At 54.5% G+C, this 21,683-nt stretch carries 18 protein-coding genes and 1 tRNA gene; 13 read left to right on the top strand and 6 right to left on the bottom strand.

Annotated elements, in window-relative coordinates; all coding sequences use genetic code 11:
• Window positions 1-18: 18 nt before the first annotated feature.
• The 6 genes from AC6I8B_RS11740 to eptA form a co-directional block, all read right to left on the bottom strand.
• Window positions 19-106, bottom strand: a tRNA-Ser gene (locus AC6I8B_RS11740).
• A 264-nt stretch (window positions 107-370) separates the two neighbouring features.
• Window positions 371-904 carry a peptide-methionine (S)-S-oxide reductase MsrA gene (msrA, locus tag AC6I8B_RS11735; protein WP_010670823.1) on the bottom strand — a complete coding sequence of 178 codons (534 nt, stop codon included), beginning with the start codon at window positions 902-904 and terminating at the stop codon, window positions 371-373.
• 59 nt (window positions 905-963) lie between these two features.
• Window positions 964-1,530, bottom strand: coding sequence for a flavin reductase family protein (locus AC6I8B_RS11730; RefSeq protein ID WP_022625495.1), 567 nt, complete (start codon window positions 1,528-1,530; stop codon window positions 964-966).
• A 310-nt stretch (window positions 1,531-1,840) separates the two neighbouring features.
• Window positions 1,841-2,899, bottom strand: a complete 1,059-nt coding sequence (pmrB, locus tag AC6I8B_RS11725) for a two-component system sensor histidine kinase PmrB (RefSeq protein WP_045139876.1) — start codon at window positions 2,897-2,899, stop codon at window positions 1,841-1,843.
• Window positions 2,896-3,576, bottom strand: a complete 681-nt coding sequence (pmrA, locus tag AC6I8B_RS11720; protein ID WP_010670822.1) for a two-component system response regulator PmrA — start codon at window positions 3,574-3,576, stop codon at window positions 2,896-2,898. Before pmrA ends, pmrB begins: the two co-directional genes overlap by 4 nt.
• Window positions 3,576-5,204 (bottom strand): phosphoethanolamine transferase EptA, encoded by a 1,629-nt coding sequence (eptA, locus tag AC6I8B_RS11715; protein WP_157352911.1) that lies wholly within the window; start codon window positions 5,202-5,204, stop codon window positions 3,576-3,578. The genes pmrA and eptA overlap by 1 nt, the downstream gene beginning before the upstream one ends.
• A gap of 453 nt (window positions 5,205-5,657) precedes the next feature.
• Here eptA and otsB point away from each other — a divergent pair, with 453 nt between their 5' ends.
• From otsB to AC6I8B_RS11650, 13 genes are all read left to right on the top strand, one after another.
• Window positions 5,658-6,446: a trehalose-phosphatase gene (otsB, locus tag AC6I8B_RS11710; protein WP_022625498.1), complete on the top strand. Its 789-nt coding sequence runs from the start codon at window positions 5,658-5,660 to the stop codon at window positions 6,444-6,446.
• Window positions 6,443-7,879, top strand: coding sequence for an alpha,alpha-trehalose-phosphate synthase (gene otsA / locus AC6I8B_RS11705; RefSeq protein ID WP_010258527.1), 1,437 nt, complete (start codon window positions 6,443-6,445; stop codon window positions 7,877-7,879). Before otsB ends, otsA begins: the two co-directional genes overlap by 4 nt.
• A 1,019-nt stretch (window positions 7,880-8,898) precedes the next feature.
• On the top strand, window positions 8,899-9,252 hold the full coding sequence (gene flhD / locus AC6I8B_RS11700) for a flagellar transcriptional regulator FlhD (protein ID WP_010258528.1): 354 nt from the start codon (window positions 8,899-8,901) through the stop codon (window positions 9,250-9,252).
• Window positions 9,249-9,827: a flagellar transcriptional regulator FlhC gene (flhC, locus tag AC6I8B_RS11695; RefSeq protein WP_010258532.1), complete on the top strand. Its 579-nt coding sequence runs from the start codon at window positions 9,249-9,251 to the stop codon at window positions 9,825-9,827. Before flhD ends, flhC begins: the two co-directional genes overlap by 4 nt.
• A 133-nt stretch (window positions 9,828-9,960) precedes the next feature.
• Window positions 9,961-10,848 carry a flagellar motor stator protein MotA gene (motA, locus tag AC6I8B_RS11690; protein WP_003849139.1) on the top strand — a complete coding sequence of 296 codons (888 nt, stop codon included), beginning with the start codon at window positions 9,961-9,963 and terminating at the stop codon, window positions 10,846-10,848.
• Window positions 10,845-11,786: a flagellar motor protein MotB gene (motB, locus tag AC6I8B_RS11685; RefSeq protein ID WP_010258536.1), complete on the top strand. Its 942-nt coding sequence runs from the start codon at window positions 10,845-10,847 to the stop codon at window positions 11,784-11,786. Before motA ends, motB begins: the two co-directional genes overlap by 4 nt.
• A gap of 11 nt (window positions 11,787-11,797) precedes the next feature.
• A complete protein-coding gene (cheA, locus tag AC6I8B_RS11680; protein ID WP_022625500.1) occupies window positions 11,798-13,780 on the top strand; it encodes a chemotaxis protein CheA in 1,983 nt (660 codons plus the stop codon).
• 23 nt (window positions 13,781-13,803) lie between these two features.
• Window positions 13,804-14,301, top strand: coding sequence for a chemotaxis protein CheW (cheW, locus tag AC6I8B_RS11675; RefSeq protein ID WP_010258541.1), 498 nt, complete (start codon window positions 13,804-13,806; stop codon window positions 14,299-14,301).
• A 161-nt stretch (window positions 14,302-14,462) separates the two neighbouring features.
• Window positions 14,463-16,136, top strand: a complete 1,674-nt coding sequence (locus AC6I8B_RS11670; RefSeq protein WP_157352414.1) for a methyl-accepting chemotaxis protein — start codon at window positions 14,463-14,465, stop codon at window positions 16,134-16,136.
• A gap of 194 nt (window positions 16,137-16,330) precedes the next feature.
• Window positions 16,331-17,893, top strand: a complete 1,563-nt coding sequence (locus tag AC6I8B_RS11665; RefSeq protein ID WP_157352410.1) for a methyl-accepting chemotaxis protein — start codon at window positions 16,331-16,333, stop codon at window positions 17,891-17,893.
• A gap of 106 nt (window positions 17,894-17,999) precedes the next feature.
• Window positions 18,000-19,676: a methyl-accepting chemotaxis protein gene (locus tag AC6I8B_RS11660; protein WP_010258548.1), complete on the top strand. Its 1,677-nt coding sequence runs from the start codon at window positions 18,000-18,002 to the stop codon at window positions 19,674-19,676.
• Window positions 19,677-19,756: 80 nt separating this feature from the next.
• Window positions 19,757-20,629: a protein-glutamate O-methyltransferase CheR gene (cheR, locus tag AC6I8B_RS11655; protein WP_010258551.1), complete on the top strand. Its 873-nt coding sequence runs from the start codon at window positions 19,757-19,759 to the stop codon at window positions 20,627-20,629.
• Entirely contained in the window at window positions 20,629-21,678 is a 1,050-nt protein-coding gene (locus AC6I8B_RS11650) for a protein-glutamate methylesterase/protein-glutamine glutaminase (protein ID WP_010258555.1), read from the top strand. The genes cheR and AC6I8B_RS11650 overlap by 1 nt, the downstream gene beginning before the upstream one ends.
• Window positions 21,679-21,683: the final 5 nt, after the last annotated feature.

The following is a 21,683-nucleotide window of genomic DNA, read 5'->3' as shown; positions in this document are numbered from 1 at the left end:
CAGGCTCTTTTTTGAAGATGGCGGTGAGAGAGGGGTTCGAACCCTCGATACGTTGCCGTATACACACTTTCCAGGCGTGCTCCTTCAGCCACTCGGACACCTCACCAGATTTACTTCGCTGACCGCGATGGGTCAACGGGGCGGTACTATAGGGAGTCGACTGAAAACGGTCAAGCACTATTTTTCTCTTTTGATCTATTCGCTTAAGCTCTGAACGAATCGATTTACTGCGGCATAAAACCCGCCGTTTTACCGGCCACATCCCGTCATCCTGATGAGCCCGGTCAGGTGAGTTTTATGGCAGCAAATAAACCGGGGCGGCGTTCTCACCCTCGTTACTGGTCAGACGCTGCCCCGACTGATGCCGGAATCAGCTCTTTACTCTGTTAGCGAAACTTTTCCGCAGCTTCTGCAATTTCGGTGGAATGACCGCCATGCAGTAGCCGTTGCGCTGGCCCGCGCCTTCCCAGTAATCCTGATGATAAGCTTCAGCGGGATACCACTCTTTCAGCGGCTCAATGGTGGTCACCACCGGCACATCATGGTCAGCCTGAGCGCGGGCAATGGCGGCGCGTGCTTCCGCTTCCTGCTCTGCATTGGCCGGGAAAATGGCGGAACGATACTGGGTGCCAATATCATTACCCTGACGGTTAAGCTGGGTCGGATCATGCGTCACAAAGCTGATATCCAGCAGATCGCCAAAGCTGACTTTATCCGGGTCGAAGCCAATGCGGATCGCTTCCGCATGACCGGTCGCACCGCTGCAGACCTGCTCATAAGTCGGATTCGGCCGGGCACCGCCGGTATAACCGCTTTCTACCGACTCTACGCCGATCACATCCTTAAATACCGCTTCGGTACACCAGAAACAGCCGCCAGCGATAACTGCGTATTCGATTGCCATAATAATTTACTCCTGTCAGGTCGAAAGAGGTGAATGGGGGCGCGGCAGACCGCTTTCAACTAAATCAGCATCTCCGGTTTAAAATCGCCGCTCTTATCCAGAATTTTGTCGCTCATCACGCTGAACCGGCCTTCGCCAGTGTAGTGCAGGGTAGTGGGATATTCCGGCTGCTCGGCAACGTGCGCTTTAACAATCTCAAAAATAAACAGGTTGTAGTTAGCGACCATCGAATCGTCATAAAGCTGACACTCAAAGCTGGCAAAACATTCGGCAATCATCGGCGCGCCAACCACCTGAGCGGGTTCCGGCGTCAGGCCAAATGCCTCAAACTTATCAATGCTGTCGCCGTGGCTGTTGCCGATTGCCACAACTTCATCAATCAGCGAGGCAGAAGGAATGTTCAGCACGCACTGACCGCTGTTGCGGATCAGCTCATGGCTGTGGTTCATACCGGCAATCATGCAGCCGACCAGTGACGGAGAAAACTCCAGCACCGTGTGCCAGCCGAGCGTCATGATGTCATGTTGATCTTTGTACTGCGAACTGAGCAGCAGCACCGGTCCGGGCTCAAGGTATTTGCGGGCTTTGCTGACCGGAAAAGCATATTTGTGCATGCGTTGGCTCATGGCGTAACTCCTGTAACGGAACGTAGCCATTAAGTGTAGAGCACCGGGCGGATGCAGCAGGCGTGTCAGCGGGCAGAAATGCGAGGTTGATGGCGGCGTCTGGCAGCGCAGACATTTTTAGCGGCAGTATCGCGAGCTTAAGGTTTCCTTAATATGCAATCGCGATACTGCCTGCTTTAACTGAGGATGATGCTATGAAAACTGCTCCTGTTGCCCTGTCTGTGACTGCTCCGCGTCCGATGAGTGAATATGCTGCACTGCTGATTGCCGCAGCCACGGTCGTTCTGTTCCTCTCCGCCTGGTTCAGCGCTTAAAACTTCACCACGGCACGACAACCGCTTCGGTCGCGGCGGTTCTCTAAGAAAAACTGAAACCGGTGTAACTGGACGATACGGCTGACGATGCTCAGCCCGAGTCCGATACCGCCGTAGCGGCTGTCCATCCGGATAAACGCTTTACTCAGCTCGCCACTTTTACTCTCATCAATTCCCGGACCCTGATCTTCCACCACCAGCATCGGCTGAGGAGTTAACACCAGCTGCACACTGATGGTGCTGTTATCCGGGCTGTAGCGATGGGCGTTCTCCACCAGGTTACGCAGCAACATCTTCAGCAGCGTGGCATCACCGCGCACAAACTGCTCCTGTGGCAGATCGAGCACCAGCGTCTGCTGATGCGCCTCCAGCATGATACTCAGCTCTGCCTCCATTGGCAGGATCACATCTTCAATCAGCCCCACGTTCTGATAGGTGCCAGAGGTAAAGGACTGTCCTGCACGCGCCAGATTCAGCAGTTGCGACACACTGTGCGTCATCTGATCCAGGCGCTGCACCAGCGGCTGAACTTTGACATCGCTGTTACGTTCGATTAACTCCAGATGCAGCCGCAATCCCGCCAGCGGCGTGCGCAGCTCATGTGCCACGTCGGCGGTGAACAACCGTTCGCGCTCCAGACTGCTGTTCAGACGCGCGACCAGCTGGTTTATCGCCTGCGTCACCGCATCGATCTCCTGAACCTGACTGTGGCAGGCGACGGGATCAAGATTCTCTTCGCTGCGACTCTCCAGTTCACGCTGCAGCTGATAAAGCGGCCGGGTAATCCATTTCACCGCCTGATAGCAGAGCAGCAGCGTCAGGGTAATCATCACCAGACTTGGCACCGCCAGGCTGGCTACCGCTTCATGCACTTCACGCTTAACGTGACTGTCCATGTTGCGCTTCTGCAGCTGCGCTTCCACCAGAAACTGAATCTGCTCTTTGCTCTCATGCCATAGCCAGACCACGCTGATCACCTGGAAAACCAGCAGGATCAGACCGATGGTCAGGATGAGACGAAAGCGCATACTGCGATGATCGAAACGTCTTATCATGTTGCCTCACGAACGCCATCCTGCGTCACCAGCGCATAGCCAAAACCGCGCACGGTGCGGATAGCGCTTTTGCCAATTTTGTCGCGCAGATTATGGATATGCACTTCCAGGGTATTAGTAGAAGGCTCGGTCTCCCAGTTATAGATATCCTGGTAGAGAATTTCACGGTGAACCGGATTCCCGGCCTTGAGCATCAGCCGTGACAGAATGGCAAACTCTTTGGGTGTCAGATCCAGCAGTACGTCGCTGAGCGTAATCTGGCGATGGGTCATATCCAGCGCCAGCGCACCCACTCTGACATGACTGTCGCCCTGATTGACGTGGCGGCGAATCAGGGCGCGGATCCGCGCCAGCAACTCATCCAGCGAGAACGGTTTGATCAGATAGTCGTCCGCGCCAGCGTCGAGTCCGGCAATGCGTTCGCTGATGGTGTCGCGTGCGGTCAGGATCAGCACCGGCGTCATCTTCTTCTGCCGCCGCAGGCGTATCAGAAAATGCAGTCCATCTTCATCCGGCAGGCCAAGATCCAGCACCACCAGACTATACAGGCCGCTGGCGAAATGCGCTTCAGCATCCCGCACCCGCGTGACGCCATCACAGACATAGCCTTCACCTTCCAGCGCCAGCATCAGACCCTGCAGCAGCAGGGCATCATCTTCAACAATCAGTATCTTCATTAAGGTTGGCTCCGACACGACGTCAAAATATCATCCGCAGGCACATATTCGTGGGTCGCGGTGCCGGTTAATCCCAGCATGGTTGAAAACAGATTATCCTGTGAAAAATCGTCTGTCGCCGCCAGTTTATTCAGGCAACTGCGATTAACCGCATAACGTTTCTGATAATCATCGGAAAGCCAGATCAGCAACGGCACATGTTTCTGGGTATCCGGCGCGATAGCATAGGGCAGGCCATGCAGGTAAGCACCATTTTCACCCAGGGATTCACCATGGTCAGACAGATAGACCAGGCTGGTGGTGAAGCGGTCCTGATGTGCACGCAGTACGTTAATGGCTTTATCGACGATGTGATCCACATTGACCAGCGTATTGTCATAGGTGTTGATCAACTGTTGTTGCGAACAGTCCTGAATCTGGTTGGTGTCGCAGGTCGGTTCAAACTGACGAAACTGTGGCGGATAGCGATGGCTGTAAGTCGGGCCATGACTGCCAATGGTGTGCAGCACAATCACCGCGTTGCCTTTTAACTGACTGATATACTCATCCAGACCGTGGAACAGCACGTCGTCGTAACACTCACCATCAATACACATGCCGGGCAGGTTCAGGCTGGTCATGTCCTGATGCGGAACGCGATCGCAGGCCCCTTTACAGCCCCCATCGTTCTCATTCCACAACACGCTGATCCCGGCGCGCTGAATAATATCCAGCAATCCCTCCTGATGGGCGGCCAGCACATCATCATAGTGGGCGCGCGGCATGTTGGAGAACATGCAGGGCACGGAAACCGCCGTCGCCGTTCCGCACGAGGTGGTGTGCGGGAAATAGATCACATCATCTTTCGCCAGCAAGGGATTGGTCAGACGACCGTAACCGCCCAGCGAGAAATTTTGCGCACGCGAGGTCTCACCCAGCACCAGAATAGTCAGGTTAGGTTTGCCACTGCTGCGGCTGGGCTGCAGGTGCGCATCTTCACCGATACGCATCAGCGGCGCGTTCTGTAACTGCTCATGCTTATACCAGGAGAGCGTCGCCGCGATGCTGTTAGAGGGGCTCAGCGCTTTTACCAGCTCGCGGTTGTTACGGAACAGCGAAGCGTAATCTTTATAGAAGAGCAGGGCGATCAGCACAATCAGCGCCGCTGACAGCAATACGCTGAGCAGTCGCGCCAGCACGCCGCGCCACTGCTGCTTTTTGATTCGCGGCCAGAACAGCAGCAACGTCATCAGCACGCCCGAGGTGAGCAGGGTTACAAGCAGCTGTGGCGTAATCAGCGCAAAGGATTCCGAGGCGGTGGTATCCATCATGTTGGTGATCATCGAGCGATCGACCACGATGTTATAGGTGTGAATAAAGAACTGTGCCGAGGCGGAGAGCAGAATAAACAGCGCGGCCAGCAGCCGATCCAGCCAGATAAACGAGGCCAGCGTAATCACGATATTGATCACGCTAAAGGCGACCAGCGGCATCGATAAAAAGACCAGCGTGGTGTGCAGGTCGTTCAGCGGCATCACCGCCAGCACCTGACGGTAATAGGCAACGTTAAGGAAAACCGCGATGTAAACCGCAGCCAGAATCAGCAACGTAAGGCGGCTAATCAGCGGCCTCTTCAGGGTAAACGCCATGTGAGCAGGAACCAGAGTAATAAAAGTGTCACGAGAATGCGCTTTCAATATTAGGAATACCTTAAGAGCCTTAAGCTTTGGGGGGGCCGACTCTGCCGGGTGCGATACGTGCGTGACTCCAGTCAGCAGCGGATCGTGTCTGGCCTGATCATCGGAAGCGAAGCAGAATTGAATGGTGCTTTTATGCTGACTTAACCGCAGCGGCTGGCATGAAACCTGCATCTTTCTGGCATAACCCCTGTTAATGACTACACTTACTGTGAAGATGTTCTCAGTTAGCCAGTATTGTCAGCAATGCGCTTGCAAGTTTGAGGAGAGTGACCTATCCCGTTACCGCGTTTTATCCCTCAATCACCGCTTTATCAGAATTTCCCGCTTGCTGACCTGACTGCGTCAGGACATTCTTGTTTTAACTCAATGTTCTATTAAAATTCGATTTTCAGGAGAAGTAACGTGACCCAAGCGGCAGACACCCATGCCAGGTACCCGACATTAAGCGGCGGGCAGTACGCCTTCTTTTTTGATGTCGACGGCACGCTGGCAGCGATTCAGTCCCGTCCCGAAGCGGTATTTATTCCTGAGCAGGTCATCGCGCAACTGCAGCAGCTCTCTGCACTCTCGCAGGGCGCGCTTGCGCTGGTCTCCGGCAGACCCATAGAACAACTCGATGCGCTGGCCGCTCCCTGGTACGGCCCGGCTGCGGGCGTACATGGTGCTGAGCGCCGTGATGCAGAGGGTAATCTGCAACGCATCAGCCTGCCGGTCGAGGTGGAGCAATCGCTCAGGGCGGAATTGCAGGATGCCATGGCATCCTGGCCTGGCACCCAGCTGGAGGTAAAAGGCATGGCTTTCGCACTTCACTACCGCCAGGCGATGCAGCATGAGCAGGATGTGATGCGACTGGCTGAACAGTCAGTAAAACGTTTTCCCGGACTGGCGCTTCAGCCGGGGAAATGTGTGGTAGAGATTAAACCGGCAGGTATCGATAAAGGCGCCGCAATCAGCGACTTTATGCAGCAGCCCCCTTTTGCCGGACGTACGCCGGTCTTTATTGGCGACGATCTGACGGATGAAAAGGGCTTTCTGGCCGTGAACGCACGGCAGGGCGTCTCGATCAAAGTCGGAGAAGGTTCCACCCAGGCCCATTATCGGCTTCATGATGTCGATGCGGTTTACGGCTGGCTGGAAAGAACATTATTACTATCAGATCAAGACAACGTCGGTAAGGAGTTTAGGTTATGAGTCGTTTAGTGGTTGTATCTAACCGTGTCGCCATGCCCGATGGGTCAAAAACCAGCGCTGGCGGTTTGGCCGTCGGTATTCTCGATGCACTGAAAAGCACCGGTGGACTGTGGTTTGGCTGGAACGGTGAAATCAGCGAGTACACAGGCGAAGAGGTAGAAGAAGTCACGGTTCAGGAACATGAGGGTATTGAGTATGCCTCGTTCCCGCTGAGCCAGAACGATTACGATCTCTACTATTGCCAGTTCTCAAACACTGTCATCTGGCCCGCATTCCATTATCGCCTTGACCTGGTGCAGTTCCAGCGGGAAGCCTGGGAAGGGTATTGCGACGTTAACGATGCGGTGGCACAGCGTTTAAAACCGCTGATCAAGCCGGATGATATTGTCTGGATCCACGATTATCACTTTTTACCGTTTGCAGCTGCGCTGCGTCGGGCGGGCATTAATAACCGTATCGGCTTCTTCCTGCATATTCCTTTCCCGACGCCTGAAATATTTAATGCGCTGCCGCCGCACAAAGAGCTTCTGGAAATGTTGTGCGAATATGACCTGCTGGGTTTCCAGACCGAATCGGATCGGGTGGCCTTCCTCGACAGCGTCAGCCAGCTCACTCAGCTGCAGAATAAGGGCGACAAAAAACATCGCGCCTTTGGCAACACCTTTATGACTGAGGTTTATCCCATCGGGATTGAGCCAGACAGTATTAAAGAGATGGCCGAAGGGCCGCTGCCACCGAAAATGGCCGCCATGAAGAAAGAGCTGGGCGATGCACGCAATATTATTGCCTGCGAACGTCTCGACTATTCCAAAGGTCTGCCTGAGCGTTTTCTTGCCTATGAAGCGCTGCTGGAGAACTTCCCGCAGCATCGCGGCAAAATTCGCTACTCGCAGATTGCACCGACCTCGCGCGGCGATGTGCAGGCGTATCAGGATATCCGTCATCAGCTGGAGACCGAAGCAGGGCGCATCAACGGTAAATACGGTACGCTGGGCTGGACCCCGCTCTACTACCTTAACCAGCATTTTGACCGTCGACTGCTGATGAAAATCTTCCGTCTGACCGATGTCGGTCTGGTTACGCCGCTGCGTGACGGTATGAACCTGGTGGCGAAAGAGTACGTGGCTGCGCAGGACCCTGATGATCCCGGTGTACTGGTGCTGTCGCGCTTTGCGGGTGCGGCTAACGAGCTCACCTCCGCGCTGATTGTGAATCCGTATGACCGTGATGAAGTGGCCGCCGCGCTGGATAAGGCGATTACTATGCCGCGTACCGAAAGGATTTCACGCTACAACGACATGATGGCGGTATTGCGTAAAAATGATATTACCGCCTGGCGTGAAGGCTTCCTGAAAGACCTGGAACGCATTGAACCGCGCAGCGTTGACCACAACACGGTTAACAAGGTCGCGACCTTCCCAAAACTCGCCTGATATCTGTTCTGACTCAGGTTATGAAAGCAGCGGCGCCTCTACGGCGTCGCTGCTTTTTTTTCGGCCCAGGTCACAGAAAACTCGCCTGCTATCTGTTAATGACCGTTTGTTACGATTCTACGCTGATAACGTCAGTGGCTGCCCGGAGTGGCCCGATAAATGCAGGTAAGCCCGGAAATCCCCGTCCTGTCAGCCCCTGCCGCTTTCTTTACCTTCTTTACTCAAGTTTCTCTTCAGGCTGCCGATAGTGATAGTGCCAACGCATAACCCTTCGTTAATTCATTCGACTTTCTTATATAACCCCTTGTTACAGTGGGAATCAGAGTCTGTACAACCCGCCACCACTGTTAACGTCAGGTTGCCAGAAATCTGACCTGCTGCCGTATAAACCTTAACGATTTCATTACTCACCCTCTGCGATACTCCCCTTAAGTAACTAATTTAAAAGCAAATACCTGTACGACTCGGTAGCATAATATGCTGATAACCTTTCTTTGGGTGGTTCTAAATAGGGTGTTAAAACGATTAACACCCGATATTCATTCCGGACTGCGCAAAGCGTCGAATAGCGATGCTTTTACCCCCTATTAAACCTTTCTCAGGACCAATTGGACTTAAAATCGGGCTTTTTTGCTCAAAAAATGACCAGTCGGTAAGTAATGGTAAAGGGTTGCTGAAGAAATTTGCGTTAAAAGTGTGATCTGCGTCACACTTTATCTAAAATTTCACATCACTGTCGTTGTATGTCGAAATCAGACGATATAGATTTGCGTTGTTTTCGGAATAGTCCTAAAAAATGTAAGAAGACGTCACGGAAGATGTCCAGAACTCGAAAATAAAATGGCATGGATTTTCGACCTTCGGTGGGTCTGAAACCCACACAAAAATGGAAGGCGAAAACGGTGACATTAACGTTACATAAAGTTTTTTTTGCCATCTTTTGATTTAACAAACAGCAGCTCGAACCGCAGATTTATTCTGCGATACAGTTACGTCGCATCTCTCAGGATGGAAAAATAATGGGCACCTCTGAAGTACTGAAACATATTTACGATCTCAACTTGTCTTATTTACTGCTTGCGCAGCGTTTAATTAACCAGGATAAAGCTTCTGCAATGTTTCGCCTCGGAATTGACGAGAAAATGGCGAATGCATTATCTGAATTAACATTGCCTGAGATGGTAAAAATGGCGGAAACCAATCAACTGGTTTGCCAGTTTCGTTTTACCGATAGCAGCACCATTAATCGCCTGACGCAGGAATCACGCGTGGATGATTTACAACAAATCCACACCGGCATTTTATTATCGAGCCGTTTACTGCGTAATGCGTCTAAAGATGATGCACCTGCTAAAAAGAGAGCAATGTCATGAGTGAGAAAAGTATTGTTCAGGAAGCACGTGATATTCATCTCGCGATGGAGCTCATTACATTAGGTGCCCGCTTGCAGATGCTTGAGAGCGAAACCCAGCTGAGCCGCGGTCGTCTCATCAAGCTCTATAAAGAATTACGTGGCAGTCCGCCACCGAAAGGTATGCTGCCGTTCTCTACGGACTGGTTTATGACGTGGGAGCAGAACATTCATGCTTCTATGTTCTGTAACGCCTGGAAGTTTTTACTGAAAACCGGGTTGTGCAGCGGCGTCGATGCCGTGATTAAAGCTTACCGCCTGTATCTTGAACAGTGTCCTCAATCGGACGAGGGCCCGCTGTTGGCGCTGACTCGTGCCTGGACCCTGGTCCGATTCGTTGATAGCGGTATGCTGGAACTGGCAGATTGTAAAAGCTGCAACGGCAGCTTTATTAATCATGCGCATCAGCCGGTTGGCAGCTTTACCTGCAGCCTGTGCCAGCCACCATCACGGGCAGTAAAAAGACGTAAACTTTCTGCAGAACCTGCCGATATGTTTCCACAACTGCTGGATGAACAGGTTAAACACGCCGTTTAAGTTTGTTCGCACTGTGGAAGCCATCCAGCAGCGGTTAATACCGCTGCTTTTTTTTTGCTTGCGGTTCAGGAATAACATCTGCGGCTCTCTGGCTTAACTTCCACCAACACGTTACGGACGTAAGGATTTTTTTGTGCTGATAATTATAGGTTACCTGATTGTTTTAGGCTCCGTGTTGGGCGGATATGCGCTGGTAGGTGGCCATCTGGGCGCGCTTTATCAGCCAGCCGAATTATTAATGATCGGCGGTGCCGGTGCCGGTGCTTTTTTAGTCGGCAACAACGGTAAGTCGATTAAAAAAACGCTGAAGGCGCTGCCTAAGTTATTTCGCGGCTCCAAGTACAACAAAGCGGTTTACATGGATTTGATGGCGCTGCTTTATCGCCTGATGGCGAAGTCGCGTCAGCAGGGTATGTTATCGCTGGAACGCGATATTGAAGATCCCAGCCAGAGTGAAATTTTTGCTAATTATCCCCGCATTCTTGCCGATAAACAGTTAGTGGATTTTATTACTGACTATTTACGCCTGATGGTGAGCGGCAACATGAACGCTTTTGAAATCGAAGCGTTGATGGATGAAGAGATTGAGACCTACGAACACGAGTGTGACGTACCAGCGCAAAGTATTGCTGCAGTGGGTGATGGTCTTCCGGCATTCGGTATCGTCGCCGCGGTAATGGGCGTGGTCCATGCACTGGCTTCGGCCGATCGTCCAGCCGCTGAACTCGGTGCGCTGGTCGCGCATGCGATGGTGGGCACCTTCCTGGGCATCCTGCTGGCCTACGGGTTTGTCTCTCCACTCTCGTCAGTGCTGCGTCAGAAGTGTGCGGAAACCACCAAGATGATGCAGTGCATTAAGGTGACATTGCTGTCGAGCCTGAATGGTTACGCGCCGCAGATTGCGGTGGAATTTGGTCGTAAGACGCTCTATTCCGCCGAGCGTCCGTCGTTCAGCGAACTGGAAGAGCACGTACGTAACGCCAAGAACCCGGCTAAACAGACTTCAGACGAGGCTTCATGAAACACGGCAATCGCCCAATTGTGCTGATCAAAAAGCGCAAACATAAAGGCCATGAAGGCAGCCACGGATCGTGGAAGATTGCCTACGCCGACTTTATGACGGCGATGATGGCCTTTTTTATGGTGATGTGGCTGCTCTCAATTGCCAACCCGCAGGAGCTGGTGCAGATAGCAGACTACTTCAAAACACCGCTGAAGGTAGCGATTACCGGCGGGGCGCGCAGCAGCGACAGCGAGAGCCCGATCCCCGGCGGCGGTGATGATCCGACCAAAAAGATTGGCGAAGTGAACAAAGTCGTCGATATGGACGCCCAGAAACGCAAGCTGGATGAGATTCGTCTTAACCGGCTGCGTGAAAAGCTCGACCAGCTGATTGAAGCGGATCCGCGTCTGAAAGCGCTGCGCCCGCATCTGATCATCAACATGGTGGAAGAGGGGCTACGTATTCAGATTATCGACAGCCAGAATCGCCCGATGTTTAAGACCGGTCGGGCCGAGGTTGAGCCCTATATGCGCGATATTCTGCGTGCGATAGCGCCAGTCCTTAACGACATTCCGAACCGCATCAGCCTGGCCGGACATACCGATGATTTTCAGTATGCCAGCGGTGACAAAGGCTACAGCAACTGGGAACTGTCGACAGACCGTGCTAACGCCTCACGCCGTGAACTGGTGATGGGCGGCTTAGACAGCGGAAAAATTTTACGGGTGTTGGGTATGGCCGACACCATGCGCCTGAAAAATCGTGGCGGTAATGACGCCGTTAACCGCCGCATCAGCCTGCTGGTGTTGAACCACGACACCGAAGCGGCAATAGAAAAAGAGAACGCAGAAAGTGATGCCGTCCAGATCAGCGATCCGGCGGCCATTGAACAGATTACCGCACCTGCAACACCAGGCGGCGCGGTGAATACAGCAGCCCCCTCACAGCCGAGGTGATTCCCGTGAGTATGGACATCAGCGATTTTTACCAGACGTTTTTTGATGAAGCCGATGAGCTATTAGCGGATATGGAACAACACCTGTTGGGCTTAGACCCGCAGGAGCCAGATTCGGAACAGCTTAACGCCATCTTCCGTGCCGCTCACTCCATTAAGGGTGGGGCCGGAACCTTTGGTTTTACGGTATTACAGGAAACGACTCATATCCTGGAAAACATTCTGGATGGTGCTCGTCGCGGCGAGATGCAGCTCAGCACCGACATCATCAACCTGTTTTTGGAAACCAAAGATATTATGCAGGAACAGCTCGATGCTTATAAAACCGCGCAGGAGCCTAACGCGGAGAGCTTCAAATATATCTGTGAAGCGCTGCGCCAGCTGGCGCTAGAGGCCAAAGGTCTGCCGGTTGATGTTCCGGCCAGTGTTGCCACTGCCAGCGCAGAACCGGCCAGCACCAGCGGCCTGCGTGTACAGCTGATCGATCTCAAAGAGAAAGAGGTCGATCTGATGCTGGAAGAGATGAGTAATCTCGGCACCCTGACAAACGTACAGAAAGGCAGCACCACGCTGGATGTCTGCATTGATGGCGTCGGTAAAGATGACATCGTGGCGGTGCTCTGCTTCGTCATCGACGAAGCACAGATCCGCTTCCCGGCAGCAGACGAAGCCGTTGCCGCGCCAGCTGCTGTTGCAGCCGAGGCCGAACCGGTGGTGGAAGACGTTCACACCGCCACCGTCACCGAACTGCCGGTGGCCGCAGTGAAGCGTGAAAGTAAGCGCGTCGCGGCCCCTGCCAAATCGAGCGAATCCACCAGCATCCGTGTTGCGGTGGAGAAGGTCGATCAGCTGATCAACCTGGTGGGCGAACTGGTGATTACCCAGTCAATGCTCGCTCAGCGTTCCGGCGAACTCGATCCGGTCGCGCACGGTGACCTGCTGAACAGCATGGGTCAGCTGGAGCGTAACGCCCGCGATCTGCAGGAATCGGTGATGTCGATTCGTATGATGCCAATGGAATATGTCTTCAGCCGCTTCCCGCGTCTGGTGCGTGACCTGGCCAGCAAACTCGGCAAAGAGGTCGAACTGACGCTGCTGGGCAGCTCAACCGAACTCGATAAGAGCCTGATTGAACGCATCATCGATCCATTAACGCACCTGGTGCGTAACAGTCTTGACCACGGTATCGAAACGCCAGAAAAACGCCTGGTGGCCGGTAAAGTGGCAACCGGTAACCTGACGCTTTCAGCGGAACATCAGGGCGGCAACATCTGCATTGAAGTGTCTGATGATGGTGCCGGTCTGAACCGTGAACGTATTCTGGCTAAAGCCCTCTCATCGGGCCTGCCGGTTCACGAGAACATGAGCGACGAAGAGGTCGGCATGCTGATCTTCGCACCGGGCTTCTCCACCGCAGAGCAGGTGACAGATGTTTCAGGACGCGGCGTCGGTATGGACGTGGTGAAACGAAATATTCAGGAGATGGGCGGTCACGTCGAGATCGCCTCGAAGCAGGGCAAAGGCACCACCATTCGTATCCTGCTGCCGCTGACCCTGGCCATCCTTGATGGGATGTCCGTTCGTGTGGCCGATGAAGTCTTTATTCTGCCGCTGAATGCGGTGATGGAGTCGCTGCAACCGCGCGCCGAAGAGCTGAAACCGCTGGCCGGTGGCGAGTGCGTGCTGGAAGTGCGTGGCGAATATCTGCCACTGGTCGAGCTGTGGAACGTCTTTGATGTGCAGGATGCCAAAACCGAGGCCACTCAGGGCATCGTGGTAATCCTGCAAAGCGCGGGCAAACGTTACGCGCTACTGGTCGATCAGCTGATTGGCCAGCATCAGGTGGTGGTGAAGAACCTGGAAAGTAACTATCGCAAAGTGCCGGGCATCTCCGCCGCCACCATTCTTGGCGATGGTAGCGTGGCGCTGATTGTTGATGTTTCAGCACTGCAATCACTTAACCGTGAAAAACGTGTGGCTGGCGCTGCCGCCTGATTGATAACGAAAGGGTAAATAACATGAATGGAATGGCAACCGTGACAAAAATCGCTGGCGAAACCGTGGGTCAGGAGTTTCTGGTCTTCACGCTGGGCGACGAAGAGTACGGCATCGATATCCTCAAAGTTCAGGAAATTCGCGGTTACGATCAGGTAACGCGTATCGCAAATACCCCTGAATTTATCCGCGGCGTCACTAACCTGCGCGGCGTTATCGTGCCGATTATCGATCTGCGCGTGAAGTTTGCGCAGCCCGATGTTGAGTACAATGAAAACACCGTGGTTATCGTGCTGAATCTGGAAAATCGCGTGGTCGGTATCGTGGTTGACGGCGTCTCTGATGTGCTGTCGCTGACCCAGGATCAGATCCGTCCTTCACCAGAGTTCGCTGTGACCATGTCCACCGAGTACCTGACCGGTCTGGGTGCGCTGGGCGATCGCATGCTGATTCTGGTCGACATTGAGAAGCTGCTGAGCAGCGACGAGATGGCGCTGGTGGATAACCTGCGTAGCGCGTAATTGAATCATCACGGGCCGGTTATGGCTGGCCCGTGATAGTTTCACTGAGCGATAATTCCTTTCTATTCATAGAATAAAGCCGCATTGCACTCTAATTTCCCGCTGTCACCTGCCGATAATCCCTCAGTCACTTTAATTACCTACTTTCTTCAGGGTTACTCATGTTAACGAAAATCCGTGTTGTCACCAGCCTGTTACTGGTGTTGCTGGTGTTTGGGCTGTTACAGGCCTTCTCCGGTTCTGTTTTCTACTCCGCATTAAGCCACGACAAGCAAAGCTTCGCCGTGTCGCAGCTGGCGATGCAAAATACGCAGTCGCTCAACGACGCCTATATGAGTCTTAACCAGAGCCGGGTGCTGCTGACCCGTATTCAGCTGCGTTTCGCCACCAGTAAGCTGGAAGGCAAAACGGCCGATGTCGCCACGCTGTTTGACGACAGCAAAAACTTTCAGCAGGCGGCCGCCGGTTTTTTCAAAGTCTTTAAAGAGACACCCGATACGCCGGGACAGAATAGTGAGTTAAACAACCAGCTGGAGCAGCGCTACAGCGACTATGGCGCTGCGCTGGATCAGTTGCAGACGGCGCTACAGGCAAACGATCTGATTGCGGCCGGTAAAGCCCCGGTGGCGCCAAGCCAGAGTGCGTTTCTGACGGTTTACCGTGAATGGCGAGCCGATCAGAATCGCCTGACTACGCTTGGTGTTGAAGAGAACAGTTCTGCTTACAGCCGTATGATGTGGATCCTCTCCACCATCATGGCCGTCGTGGTCGCCGTGATCGTGCTCTGCTGGTTTGGACTGCGCAAAATCGTGATGACACCCCTCAACAGCAGCATTAATCACATCCAGCATATCGCCCAGGGCGATTTAACCCAGCCGATTGTGGTGGAAGGGCGCAATGAGATGACTCAGCTCGCGGCCAGTCTGCATGACATGCAGCAGTCACTGGTGCGCACGGTGACCAATGTGCGTGACGGCTCGGATGCGATTTTCACCGGTGCCAGCGAGATCTCTGCCGGAAACAATGATCTTTCTGCCCGCACAGAACAGCAGGCTGCGTCACTGGAGCAGACGGCGGCCAGCATGGAGCAGCTCACAGCCACGGTGAAACAGAACGCCGAAAACGCCCGCCAGGCGTCACAGCTGGCACTCAGCGCCTCAGAAACCGCAGAAAAAGGCGGCAACGTGGTGGCGGGTGTCGTGAAAACCATGAGCGAAATCGCCGGCAGCTCGAAGAAGATTGCCGATATCACCAGCGTGATTGATGGCATTGCTTTCCAGACCAATATTCTGGCGCTTAACGCCGCCGTTGAAGCGGCGCGTGCCGGAGAGCAGGGTCGCGGTTTTGCCGTGGTCGCGGGCGAGGTGCGTAATCTGGCGCAGCGCAGCGCCCAGGCGGCAAAAGAGATCAAAGGGTTGATCGACGACTCAGTGAACCGGGTCAATGTCGGTTCGCAACTGGTCGGCACCGCCGGGGAAACCATGAGCGATATCGTCAGTGCGGTTACGCGCGTCACCGACATCATGGGTGAAATCGCCTCGGCGTCGGACGAGCAGAGTCGCGGTATCGATCAGGTCGGGCAGGCGGTCACTGAGATGGATCGCGTTACCCAGCAGAACGCCTCGCTGGTGGAAGAGTCCGCTGCCGCAGCCGCCTCGCTGGAAGATCAGGCCAGCCGGTTAAGTCAGTCAGTGTCGGTCTTCAAAATTAAACGCGGCGCGTTGCAGCAGACGCTGACAAAGCATCTGCCGATTGCCGCACCCGCTACGGCGGCGCTGCCACCACGCAAAGCCCTGACGGCGCCGGTCAGTGATACTCACTGGGAAACCTTCTGATGTCACGCTGCGCATCCTGCGGGATGCGCAGCAACCCCTCGCGATTCCTCTGCGTAAAGCCAAACTCAGCAGCTCATGCTGATAAAAATAATTACAAAAGCCACTTCTCTCCTGAAAGCGCTGAATAGCGTTAATTAATCCTGTTACATCGCCGATATAGCCGCTGCACCTAAATTAACCTGCAGGGGAACAAGATGTTAAAAAAAATAAAAGTGGTGACCAGTTTAATCGCAGTACTGGTCATCTTCGGCGCGCTCCAGCTAGTCGCTGGCAGCCTTTTCTGGTCAGCCCTCAATAAAGACAAAGAGTCCTTTGCGCTGTCACAGGTCTCTAATCGCAATGTCACCGAGATGACTGACGCCTATATTTCACTGAACAACAGCCGTACCACGCTGAACCGCGGCATGCTGCGCTTACAGACCAGCATGGCCTCGCAGATGAACGGCGGTCAGCTTGATGAGCTGATCAACAAAGCCAATACCCAGTTAGCGGAAGCCGATCGCCACTTTAAAATTTATTACCATCTGCCAACCACGTCAGGTCTTGACGAAACCATGGGCGACACGCTTGAAGCGGATTACGCTAACTACGAAAACGGCCTGAAGGCGATGGTAAAAAGTCTGCAGGCGCGCGACCTGGAAGGGATGTTTAAACAGAACATTGAGCAGAAACAGGTCGCGATGCAGGAGAGTTACAACAAATGGCGTGCGCGTCAGACTGAGCTTTCCGATCAGGGAATGGCGCAGAACCATAAAGCCTTTAAACAGATGATGTGGCTGCTGGCCGCGATTGGTGTTGCGGTGCTTGCGGTGATTATTACCTGCTGGTTTGGCCTGCGTCAGGTGCTGATTCAGCCGCTGCAACAGCTGCTGGCACAGATTCGCGCTATTGCCTCCGGCGATTTGACCCAGCCGATTGTGGTTGAGGGGCGTAATGAGATGAGCCAGCTGGCAGCAGGCATCCATGAGATGCAGCAGTCGCTGGTGATGACGGTGGGGAATGTGCGTGACGGCTCTGATGCCATCTTTACCGGTGCCAGCGAAATCGCCGCCGGTAACAACGACCTGTCGGCCCGCACCGAAGAGCAGGCCGCTTCGCTGGAGCAGACCGCCGCCAGCATGGAGCAGCTCACTGCCACAGTGAAGCAGAATGCTGACAACGCCCGTCAGGCATCCCAGCTGGCGCTGACCGCCTCCGAAACCGCGCAGCAGGGCGGTAAAGTGGTGAATGGCGTGGTCACAACCATGAAAGAGATTGCCGGCAGCTCGAAGAAAATCGCGGACATTATCAGCGTGATCGACGGCATCGCCTTCCAGACCAACATCCTGGCGCTGAATGCGGCGGTTGAAGCGGCACGCGCCGGTGAACAGGGTCGCGGTTTTGCGGTAGTGGCCGGAGAAGTGCGCAGTCTGGCCCAGCGCAGCGCCCAGGCCGCGAAAGAGATTAAAGGCCTGATTGAAGACTCGGTGTCACGCGTCAACAGCGGTTCACTGCAGGTTGAAAGCGCCGGCAGCACCATGAATGAGATTGTGGGTGCCGTGACCCGCGTTACCGACATCATGGGTGAGATCGCCTCGGCTTCCGATGAGCAGAGCCGCGGTATCGAGCAGGTCGGTCTGGCCGTTACCGAAATGGATCGCGTGACCCAGCAGAACGCCTCGCTGGTTGAGGAGTCTGCCGCCGCTGCGGCCGCACTGGAGCAGCAGGCCAGCGTCCTGACCCAGGCCGTCTCCGTTTTCAAAATTTCCCGCGCCTGATTTTTTCCTCTTTCAACATGGCGGCGGCGTAAAGCCGTCGCCATGCATAAAGTTCCCCCCGTCTCCGCCGATAAATACACACGAATCGCCAACCAATGAGGTGTTTATGTTTAGTCGAGTACGAGTCGTCTCCGGCCTGCTGTGTGTGCTGGCGCTGTTTGCGCTGCTGCAGCTGTTTTCCGGCGGAATGTTTTTCAAAACTGTCAGTTCAGATAAAGAGAATTTTGCCTACAACCAACGCCTGAATACTCTGCAACAGGCGATGGGCACCTCATGGGTTTCGCTGGTTCAGGCGCGCAACACCCTTAACCGCGCCGGTATCCGTTTTCTGCAGGATGCACAGATGTCGGGCTCGGGTGCCAGCGTGAAAGAGCTGGTCGCCCTGGCGGGCGAGGAGCTGAAGCAGGCTGAAGTCAGCTATCAGATATTCAACGATAACCTGTCAGAAGAAGGCAAAACGGCCGAAAACGTCCGGGCGTTACAGGCGAACTACAAGGCCTATCACGATGCGCTGGCGGAGCTGATGGTCTTCTTCACCGCCGGCAATTTCAAAGGTTTTGTGGATCAGCCGACCCAGAGCTACCAGGACAAGTTCCAGAAAGATTACAGCGAGTGGCTTGAGCACAATAAAGCGCTGTCTCAGCAGGGTGTGGAAGCTAACCAGCACGCGTATACCCGCTCCATCACTATCGTTATCGCCACGCTGGCAGTGACCTTGCTGATGATTATCCTGGTGTGGAACGTGATGCGCTCGGTGCTGATCCGTCCGCTGCGTCAGAGTATTGAGCATATCCAGCACATCGCACGGGGCGACTTGACCCAGCCGGTTGAGATTAGCGTACGTAACGAAATCGGTGAGTTACTGACTTCGCTGCAGCACATGCAGCAGGAGCTGGTCCGTACCGTGCGAACCGTACGAGACGGCTCTGATGCCATCTATACCGGTGCCAGCGAAATCTCCATCGGCAATAACGATCTCTCTTCGCGTACCGAACAGCAGGCCGCTTCGCTGGAGCAGACCGCTGCCAGCATGGAGCAGCTCACCGCGACCGTGAAGCAGAATGCCGAAAACGCCCGTCAGGCGTCCAAGCTGGCGCTGACTGCCTCTGAAACCGCGCAGCAGGGCGGCAAAGTGGTGGATGGCGTGGTCACCACCATGAAAGAAATTGCCGGCAGTTCCAAAAAGATTGCCGATATCACCAGTGTGATTGATGGCATCGCCTTCCAGACCAACATTCTGGCGCTGAATGCGGCGGTTGAAGCGGCACGTGCCGGTGAACAGGGTCGCGGTTTTGCGGTCGTTGCCGGTGAAGTGCGCAGCCTGGCGCAGCGCAGCGCCCAGGCCGCCAAAGAGATTAAAGGTCTGATTGAAGATTCGGTTAGCCGCGTTAATACCGGCTCGGTGCTGGTAGAGAGCGCCGGTGACACCATGAGCAACATCGTCAGCGCAGTCACCCGCGTCACCGACATCATGGGTGAGATCGCCTCAGCGTCAGACGAGCAGAGCCGTGGCATTGACCAGGTGGGGCTTGCCGTGACCGAGATGGATCGCGTCACCCAGCAGAACGCCTCACTGGTCGAAGAGTCAGCGGCAGCGGCTGCAGCGCTCGAAGATCAGGCAAGTCACTTAAAACAAGCGGTATCAGTGTTCAATATTGGTAAAGAATTTGTCGCTCAGGCCGTTAACAAGACAACGGCGATGAAAACTCTCCAGTCAGATGCACCGTTAGCCGTTGGTCGTTCGCCTGCTACCCGCAGCGACGACAACTGGGAAACCTTTTAATCGCCCGTGGCCCGGCCGCCATTGAGCCGCCGGGCATCGCAGCAGACAAATAATGTATTGAGTTCGGGCCAGGTGCAGAGATGAAAAAATCGACAATTTTAGATCAAAATGAGACGACAACGCTGCTGTCGCAAATGGTGCAGCGTTTACCGCTCTCCGATACGCATTTTCGTCGTATCAGCCAGCTGATCTATCAGCGTGCCGGTATCGTACTGGCCGATCACAAGCGTGAGATGGTTTACAACCGTCTGGTTCGTCGCCTGCGTACGCTGAATATCGATGATTTCGGTCGCTACCTGGCGCTGCTGGAGTCCGATCCGAACAGTGCCGAGTGGCAGGCGTTTATCAATGCCCTGACCACTAACCTGACCGCGTTCTTCCGCGAAGCGCATCACTTCCCGATTCTGGCGGAGCATGCACGTAAGCGACAGGGCAACTTCAGCGTCTGGAGTACCGCAGCGTCAACCGGCGAAGAGCCTTACTCCATCGCCATGACGCTGGCGGAAGCACTGGGCACCGGACCGGGCAAGTTCCAGGTTCATGCCAGCGATATCGACACCCAGGTGCTGGAAAAAGCGGTGGCGGGTGTTTATCGCCAGGAGGAGCTGCGCACGCTGTCACCCGCACAAATGCAGCGCTACTTCCTGCGCGGCACCGGTCCTCATGCCGGTATGGTGCGGGCGCGTCCCGAGCTGACCAATATGGTCACTTACGCGCAGCTTAACCTGCTGGCCAATGACTGGGCGCTGCCGGGTCAGTTCGACGCTATTTTCTGTCGCAACGTGATGATCTATTTCGATAAAGAGACGCAGGAGAAGATTCTGCGTCGGTTTGTCCCGCTCCTGAAGCCGGGCGGCATTCTGTTCGCCGGGCACTCAGAAAACTTCAGTCAGATCAGTAAAGAGTTCTGGCTGCGCGGGCAAACCGTCTATGGACTGACGAAGGAAAGATGATGAGCAAAATCACCGTGATGTGCGTAGATGACTCTGCGCTGATGCGGCAGTTGATGACTGAAATCATCAACAGCCATCCGGATATGGAGATGGTCGCTACGGCGCCCGATCCGCTGGTCGCCCGCGATTTGATTAAGCAGTTCAATCCGCAGGTGCTGACGCTGGATGTGGAAATGCCGCGCATGGATGGCCTCGATTTCCTGGAAAAACTGATGCGGTTACGGCCAATGCCGGTGGTGATGGTTTCATCGCTGACCGGGAAAGGCTCTGAAATTACCCTGCGCGCGCTGGAGCTGGGAGCGGTGGATTTCGTCACCAAGCCACAGCTCGGTATCCGCGAAGGGATGCTGTCTTACAGCCAGATGATTGGCGACAAAATTCGTGCCGCTTCCCGTGCCCGACTGCACAACCGTGCAGCGATGCCGGTGCCGGCGACGCTGAAAGCGGGCCCGCTGCTGAGTAGTGAGAAGCTGATTGCGATTGGCTCCTCAACCGGGGGTACCGAGGCGATTCGCCATGTGCTGCAGCCGTTACCGGCGACCAGCCCGGCACTGCTGATTACCCAGCATATGCCGCCAGGCTTTACCCGCTCTTTTGCCGAGCGTCTGAACAAGTTGTGTCAGATCACGGTGAAGGAAGCTGAAGATGGTGAGCGTATTCTGCCAGGCCATGCCTACATCGCGCCAGGCGCAATGCACATGGAGCTGGCCCGAAGTGGCGCCAACTATGTGGTGAAACTGAATGAAGGACCACCGGTTAACCGGCACAAACCCTCTGTGGATGTGCTGTTTAAATCGGTGGCAACTTACGCCGGACGAAATGCGGTGGGGGTCATCCTCACCGGCATGGGCAACGACGGTGCCGCCGGGATGCTGGAAATGCATCGGGCAGGCGCCTGGACTATTGCCCAGAACGAAGCCAGCTGTGTGGTATTTGGCATGCCGCGTGAGGCCATTGCCACAGGCGGCGTGAGCGAAGTCGTGGATTTAAGCAACATCAGCCAGCATATGCTGGCGAAAATTAGCGCCGGACAGGCATTGCGTATTTAACAGGC

Source organism: Pantoea sp. X-Soil-ISGK-285 (genome assembly GCF_059730815.1).
This window is presented reverse-complemented; position numbering and strand designations above follow the sequence as displayed.